The organism is Streptomyces sp. NPDC058646 (genome assembly GCF_042716875.1).
Lineage (GTDB): Bacteria > Actinomycetota > Actinomycetes > Streptomycetales > Streptomycetaceae > Streptomyces.
On sequence record NZ_JBHXRK010000049.1, the window covers coordinates 20,794 to 28,355 of the forward strand.

The following is a 7,562-nucleotide window of genomic DNA, read 5'->3' on the forward strand; positions in this document are numbered from 1 at the left end:
ATGTGGTCGCCGCTTGCACACCACCGGCCCGTGTCGGCGGCTGAGGTCGAAACCGCCCGAGCAGCCGAGACTGCTTGCCCGCCACGAAGCGCAGGCCGGCTGATCTGTCACCGGCCTTCCTGAGTTTGGCTGACCTTGGGGGAGCGCAGGATCGGGCCATGACCACACAGCGCCGACCCGGAGCCGAAACCGTGCGTGCCAACGCGCCGCAACCTGTCCCGTGCGTCACGAGGTGAGGCTGCTGTCCGCAGAGGGAGGGGACGCTTTCGGTGGGCACGCAGATGGCTCTGAGGGACTGCCTCCCACGGTTCGGGAGACAATCGAGGCGATCGTGCTGGCGGTGGGAGACGGTGACGACGCACTGATCGGCCACCTGCTGACCGGGTTCACGCAGATCGCAGACTTCGACGCTCTCATACACCTGCGCACCCGCCTGCACACCACGCTGCGCGCAACGAGGAGCGTCCCGAACAGCATGCCTCCGTTGCGCCCGGAGTCCGCAGGTCGCTTTGCAGGATCGGCCAGGTCGGGGTGCTCGGCTGCCAGGACGTCATCGACTCGGAGGAGTGACGTGGAGGCTGCCGGGTCGATTCAGCTGATGTGAATTTTGGATTCCGCTTTCGGTCCGGGCTCCCGCTGGCTGACCGTCGCCGTCCAGGTCATAGGCGCGGGAAAGCGCCGTGATGCTGGGCAGCCACGCTTCGGGTGACATTGGCAGGTACCTCTTCGAAGAGGGGACGGAGAGAGAAGGAGTGCGCAGCCGCTCGGGGCGGGCCCGCCGACTTCCTCGGTCCAGGACCGTTGCCGGCGTGGCGAGGGCAGCCGGGCGGGACCGTCAGGGAACTCCCACCCGCCTGGCGGCGGCACGGTTTCCCAAGTGAGGAGCGGCGGTACTGCTCGGACGGCCTGCCCGGTCCGGTCACGGCGTGAACACGAGCCGTCTGCTGCCCTGCCCGCGTGCGCGCGGGGCAGCACCGCAGACGGCCGTCAGTCGGTGATGTTGTTGCCCGTTGCCGGTCGGGGTCAGCGCTGGTGGGGGAGCGGGGGCCGCACTGCGTCGCTGTCGCCGGAGCGATCGAAGGCTCCGGGCTGGGAGAGGTCTGCGAGGAGTTCGTCGATCAGTTCCTGGGTGACGTGTGGCATGACGTAGACGTGGCTGTAGTCGTGCCGGCGGCCGTCGAGGTTGAGGGGCATGCAGGCCAGCGAGTACTTGCGGGTGATTTCGGCACGGGGCTGCTGGAACCAGATGCTGAGCGCGTGATCGCCGTGGCCGACCTCGATGCCGTCCTCGGCCCAGGGCTCACCGCGTTCCCGCAGCTGCTCGCTGAGCTCGCGCAGACGTTCGGCGGTGTACTCGGCGATCCGCAGGACTTCGGCGGCCTGGCGGATTTGCTGCTCCTCGCTGGACTGGGCGAGGTGGTTCCACATGGCCAGCGAGGCGAAGCCGCTGCGGGACCCGGCGAAGGTGCTGTCGGGGGAGGAGACGTACGCCGGGTCGGACGGCGGGCGCAGCTTGGCTCCCGCGCGGGCCATGTAGATGCCGGTGGGGACGGGCGCTCCGGGATACTTGTGGCCGCTGGTGACGATGGAGGACACCTCGGGGATCCGGAAGTCGAAGACCGGGGGCGCGGTGTCGATGAGTCCGGTGTCGCGGGCCTTCTCCAGGTAGGGGGCGTAGGCGGCGCCCATGGCTCCGTCGACGTGGATCCAGTAGCCGTTGCGGGTGCTGACGCGCTCGGGGTCGTCGGGGTCGAAGCGCACGGTGCGGTCGACGAGGCCGTGCCGCTCGAAGACCGGCCGCAGGCGCTCGCAGGCGCCCTGGACGTCGTCGAAGGCGCCCTTGAAGACGCTCCCGACGTTGAAGTTGACCAGCACGGGGTGGCCCTTGGCAGCGAAGAAGTCCACGAGGGCGACCAAGGCGTCGACGTCGACCGTGCCCGGTCCCTCGTCGCCGCCGGTGGTCGGGACACCGCCCAGAGGCCAGCCGTTGTACATCGGCATCCCGGTGCCGGCCACGTCGATCGGGCACTGCCCGGGGTAGAGGCTTCCGCCCAGGTCGTAGAAGGTCGGGATGTCCAGCACCCGCATCGCCTTGATGTGCGAGTAGTGCGTCTCCCGCGAGAAGAACGCCACCGGCATGTAGGCGTTGGGGTTGCCGTCGGGGTGCTTGGCCCGCAGGTAGCTGGTGCGGCAGCTGGCTTCGCCGGAGACCTCATCACGCACCAGGGCGTTGCCGTCGAGGTAGTCACGCGCGTTCCACATGGCGTACAGATTGCCCTCCGTGCTGCCCATGGACAGCACGTACCCCCACCCGTCCTCGACGCCCGGGCGGGCCGGATCCTCGGGCAGAGACACGTGCCACAGACGGGCGTAGTGCTCCAGGACCGCCCGCTCCAACCACCGCGAGTGCAGGCTGTAGTGACTGTCGACGAACGGGTCCCCGATGTTGTTCATGTGAAAGCCCAGGAACCGCCCCAGCGCCGCGTGGCCGTCGAGCGACAAGTTCACCTGATACCCGAGCAGACGACCGCGCTGCTCGCCCAGGTACCCCTCCAGCTTGGCCAGGACCGCGATCCGCTGCTCGTCGGAGTAGGCGTCGGCGCCTAGCCGGTAGTCGTCATTGGTCGGCACCGCCGCCACAGACGTACCCGAGTGCTCGATAGTCATTCTGTGTCCGATTCTGAGCGATTTCACGAAACGACTGCCCGGTTCAGGTCATAACCGGACGGCGACAGAATCGGACAACGCTCGGATCTAAAGGGATAAAACCGGGCGCGAGGCTCGGCAACCGAGAGGCCGGAGCGGGTCCCTGGAGCGCTGAGCGGCAGAAACGGCAGCGATTGCTGGCACGGTTGCTGTCCAGTCGCCTCGCGGTACACAGGATATGCGCCACGCCACGCCCTCATTTTCCGACGGTAGCCAATTCGGGTGAGTTGGGTTTGTATTCAATGTCTTAAAGGGCGCCACCAGGAGAGACGTTTCGGCACCGGTCCGGAATGGTGATGAACCGCTCGCGGTCAAACAGACTTCCGTACTACGAGCGCCCCCTCCCGGCCTTGCTGGCCCGCGCCGACCGGGGCTTCGCCCGGTTCCTCGGCCACGACAACGAGGACCAGGAGCACGATGCCAACGGCCCGACGCCGGGCGTCGGCCACCCGGGCGACAACAGCGAGGCCCGATGAACACAACCAGCACCCACACCGTCCTGCATGACCCCGAGGGGCGCATGGAGGCGGAGCTGCTCCCCCTCGACCGCGAACCCCGCGAACTGCTCGCCAAGGCCGTACTCGGCTGGAGCGTCCCGCACGCCGGGTTCCAGCCCCACGACTACGAGCAGATCGCCCTCTACGGGCCACGCCCGCGCCGTGGCCGCCGACGTCCAGCGCCACCACGGGGTGTGCGCTTCCAAGCAAGCACCCCGGCCTGCGATGAACGTCCGGTGACGCAACCGCGCAACCGCTGGTCCATGTCACGCCCAGTCCACGCCCAATTTCGCGAGGGCGGCGAGCTGGTCGGCGGTGAGTTTGTGGCGTCGGGTTTTGGTGTTGGAGACCCATACGCCCAGCTTCACGACCACGGGCTCCGCTTCGCCTTCGACCGGGATCTTTTCGCCGTGGGCGCGGGGGACCGGCCGGTGGGCGCCTTCGCGCTCTACCCACTGCGTGAGGGCCGTCAGGCCCCGCTGGAACGCCTGCTGCGCCTTGCTCGGGCCCTTCGCCGCACGACCGGCAGCGGGAGCGGGATACGGCGCCTCAAGCGGCTTGACGCCCAGTGTGGACAGCCGCTCCTGCTGCTCGGGCAGGAGCCGCGCCCAGGTGCCTGGCTGCTTCTGCTGCTGGAGCCATTTGCCGATGTCGTCGCCATCCATCAGCACGCCGGGCTGGATCTCGGACAGGCGGCCGTCGGCGTCGACCAGGTCCGCGAGGACGCGGTAGTGCCGCTGCCAGTCCAGCGGCCAGGGGCAGTCCCAGTCGGGGTCGATCGCGGTGAGTTGCGCCGCGCGTTCCGCTGCCCGGTCCGAATCCTTGCCGAGGCCGTTCTTCGCGCCCTTGCGCCTGAGGTTGGCCATGTACTGCCCGATAGGCACCATTTCGTCGTCCTCGCCCCACATGGCGTCCTGCCGGGGCGCGAGGTGTCCGGTGGCCCGTCGGTAGGAGCGGAGCGCGGCGAGCTTGGTCTCCCACGCTTCCTCGCCCGGCTCCCAGACCATCCCGGCCTCCGGCGCGTCCAGCAGGGTCTTGCGTCGGTCCTCGAGTTCCCCGGCGCGCAGGGCTTTGCGCTGCTGGTGCACCCACCGGCCCAGCGGGAACGCCTTGGTGATGCCCACCGTCGTTTCGGTGTCGTAGGGGACGGTGTACAGGCCAGTGATCTCGTTCTCCTTCCGCCAGCGGAGCAGGGCCTGGTAGCCCTCCAGCCACACCAGCGACTCCGGCCGGTACACCCGGGTCCGCAGGAACGCCGCGATGGTCGCCGCGTCGCGCGGGCTGGAGAAGTGGAGCAGGGCGGCTACGGCGGCGGCCTGCGTGTCGCCGTCCTCCTGGTCGTCGCCCTCGCCTCCGGCCCCGACGATCTGGCCGTCCTCGTCGCGCCGGACGTGGACCTTGCGCTGGCCGTGGGTGAGGGCGCGGGAGGCGAGCTGCTCGACCAGGCGGTCGTCATGACTGCGGAGGCCTTGGAGGACCGCTACAAGGGGGCGGAACGAGGCACTGGCGACCATGTCGGTGGGGTCCTCGCTGGGTTCCAGGAAGACGGGCACGATGATCCTGGCCACCTTGGTGGACCCGTCCTTGTTAAGCCGCAGCGCCCGGCCGATGTTCTGCACGATCTCCACCTGCGATCCGCGGGTGTCGGCGAAGCAGATGGCTTCGACGCCGCGCTCGCCGGTGATGTCGACGCCTTCGCCGAGGACGCGAACGCTGGCGAGGAAGGCGCGGTGTACGCGCCGGTTGTTGGCGTCGATGCCGTTGGCGAACTGGCGCAGGGCTTCGCGGCGCTCGGACACGAGGTGGTCTCCGCACAGCCACGCCGACCACATCCGGTCCGGCGGGACGTGGCGGCCGGCCTCCAGCTCGTAGAACTCCGCGTCGATCGACGACTTCGGCAGTTTCTCCGCGGCCGCCAGGTCGGCGCCGGTGGTGTCGTTCATGTACAGCGCGGCGGCGGTCTCCGGCAGCTTGTCCGCGAACGCGGCGGCCTCCTCGACCTTCTGGTGGAACGTCATGACCGTACGCAGGTTGTACGCCGCCGCGTGCTCCAGGAGTGCGGTCTGCAGGAGCGCCAGGCGCCGGCCGCGCCGCGCTTCCTCGGACTCCCCGAGAACGGGGGAGGGGTCTCGGATCTCCAGCACGTCGATCTCGAACCCTGCGAGGATGCCCCGCTCGATCGCCTCGCTCAGGCCGAGCTCGGCCAGCCACGCGCCGTAGGTGCCGTCCGGGTCATCTGCCATGGACGCGATCTCCGCCTCCTGGCCGTCCGCGTCCCTCTGTGGTCGGGCTGCGGCGAGGATGCGCGGGGTGGCGGTGAGGTAGAGCCGGAAGTGGGCGGGGATGCGGGCGTTGTCGTGGATCGCCGCCCACGGCCGCCCAAGATCACCGGCGGTTCCGTGGGCCTCATCCACGATCGCGAGGTCGAACGGGGCCATCTGCTGCCCGTACAGCCGCTCTCCGCCCGCCAGAGCGGCCTCTAGCGGCCCGCGGACCTTGCGCTGGTCCTCGGTTGCGTCGATGTCCTCGCGGTCCACCAGCGAGGCGTAGGTGGCGAACACGACGACCGGCCCCGTCCCGGCCCACAGGGCGAGCTGGATCGGGTTGGTGGTGGTGCGCACCCCCAGCTCGTTCAACACCGCGTCGTTCTCCAGTGAGCAGACCGCGATCATCGGGGCCCGGTGGCCGACCAGGCGCCACGCCTGGGCGGTCTGCGTGAGGAGGTCCAGGGTTGGGACGGTGACGAGGATCCGGCTGTGGGGGAAGGAGTCCAGGGCGCACGAGGCGGCGGTGATGGTCTTCCCGGACCCGGTCGCGGAGACGATGGTTGCCCGGGCACCCTGCAAGGGCACAGAAGATTTTACAGGAAATCCCACCCATTTGCGGAAGGCTGACTTCTGATCGGCCTGGTGTTCTCGGAGCTGAATCACAGCTGCGTTTGCCTTTCGCAAGGTCCCGATTGAGGCGCCAGAGTTTTGCGAGCTTCTGTGTTACCAGCCGTGTTCGGAGGGGCCGACGATGTTGTGGCCGATCTGGCGGGCGAGGTGGTGTGGCCGTTCGTCGTCGTAGGGGTGGACGTGGGCGTACACGGTGTGGCTGGCGGCGGGCGCGTGGTTGGCGTCGACGTTGAAGCATGCCTGCACCCCGGTGCGTGCCTGCTCGGACCGGAGGTCGAGTTCAGGTATGGCCGGCCAGGTCAGGGCCATCCAGGCGAGTTGGCCCCATGTTGCGCGGGACAGCAATTCGGGGGCTCTGCTGAGCAGGTCGTCTGTGACCGGTGCTTCTACCATCACCGTCATGGGCAGCAGAGAGGCCAGTTTGTCTCCGTCCTGGGGCAGCTCCGTGGCGCGGAGGTAGGAACCGCCTCCCGAGAATAGGGCGAGTGGAAACAGGTCGCGGGGGAACAGTGTCGCGGCGTACCGGACGTCGTCAGCCCGGGACAGTTCGGCGTACAGGTCGACGGTGGCGTCAACCCACAGCTCGCCGCACCCGACCAGAAGCTCGGCTACGGAGATGACCGAGCCCACATCCCCGCCTTCATTCCGATAGACCGGGTACGCCCTTGCATTTCCCATCATCAGTCCTTGCTCATCCTCCATGGCATGGACGCTCCACGTGCCATGTATTTCTACCAAAGGTACATGCACCAGCAAGGTGATGCACAGCGTATTCCGAAGCTCGAAACGAGTGGCCATGCCGCAGCAGGATCAGGACAAGCGGCATCTCACACTGTTATGGCTGCGTAAGAAGCGGACACCCCGGGGTCCGGAGTGAAGCGGAGAACCCCCACCCGAAGGGCCGACGCATGGCTGCCGGGCACGGCCAAGTCGCAGGCCGGGTCGTTGCCGCAGCTCTGATGGTCCGTCTATAGACTGTGCCTACCGCGGCGGGGACTGTAGCGCAGAGGTAGACGCGCCCATCTCATCAGGAGGGGAGCACGCTGGTTCGAATCCAGCCCGAACCCCGCCGCGCGTACCCACCACACACGGGCCCAAGACCGGCCAGTACCGCCACCCCCTTCCTAGGGGAGAGCGCCAGCCCCGGGTGAGAGAGGTGCCCTCCCCTTGCCAGCTGGCCCGCTTGCGGGCCTTTGCCCTGCAGGCGGAGCCGGAAGGGCCGGGGTGGGAGCGCAGCGGACACCCCAACAGGCCGCAGGGCCTCGCCCCGTGAAACGGGGTCACCTCCCGCACGCAGCGCGGAAGTCCCCCAGGGACTGCGCAGCAGACCCAGCCCGGGTGGAGCGCAGCGGAACCCGGGCAGTCCGAAGCGCAGCGCAGGACTCCGGCCCGAAGGGCCGGCCCTGCTCGGCTTCGCCGAGCCCGCCGAGCGCAGCGAGGCGGTTCCCTTCCCAGGCGCGCA

The 7,562-nt window shown here is 68.7% G+C and carries 4 protein-coding genes; 1 reads left to right on the plus strand and 3 read right to left on the minus strand.

The window, feature by feature from the left end; all coding sequences use genetic code 11:
- Positions 1-1,023: 1,023 nt before the first annotated feature.
- Positions 1,024-2,667: a histidine decarboxylase gene (locus tag ACFWUZ_RS34655; RefSeq protein WP_384381854.1), complete on the minus strand. Its 1,644-nt coding sequence runs from the start codon at positions 2,665-2,667 to the stop codon at positions 1,024-1,026.
- Between the two features lie 329 nt (positions 2,668-2,996).
- On the opposite strand from ACFWUZ_RS34655, the gene ACFWUZ_RS34660 reads away from it, so the two are divergent.
- Complete coding sequence (locus ACFWUZ_RS34660; RefSeq protein ID WP_384381856.1) at positions 2,997-3,182, plus strand: hypothetical protein; 186 nt, start codon at positions 2,997-2,999, stop codon at positions 3,180-3,182.
- 287 nt (positions 3,183-3,469) lie between these two features.
- Here ACFWUZ_RS34660 and ACFWUZ_RS34665 read toward each other — a convergent pair whose 3' ends face one another.
- Together ACFWUZ_RS34665 and ACFWUZ_RS34670 are read right to left on the minus strand one after the other, a co-directional pair.
- A complete protein-coding gene (locus ACFWUZ_RS34665; protein ID WP_384381858.1) occupies positions 3,470-6,133 on the minus strand; it encodes a Helicase associated domain protein in 2,664 nt (887 codons plus the stop codon).
- Positions 6,134-6,193: 60 nt separating this feature from the next.
- A complete protein-coding gene (locus ACFWUZ_RS34670) occupies positions 6,194-6,898 on the minus strand; it encodes a hypothetical protein (protein ID WP_384381860.1) in 705 nt (234 codons plus the stop codon).
- Between the last annotated feature and the right edge of the window lie 664 nt (positions 6,899-7,562).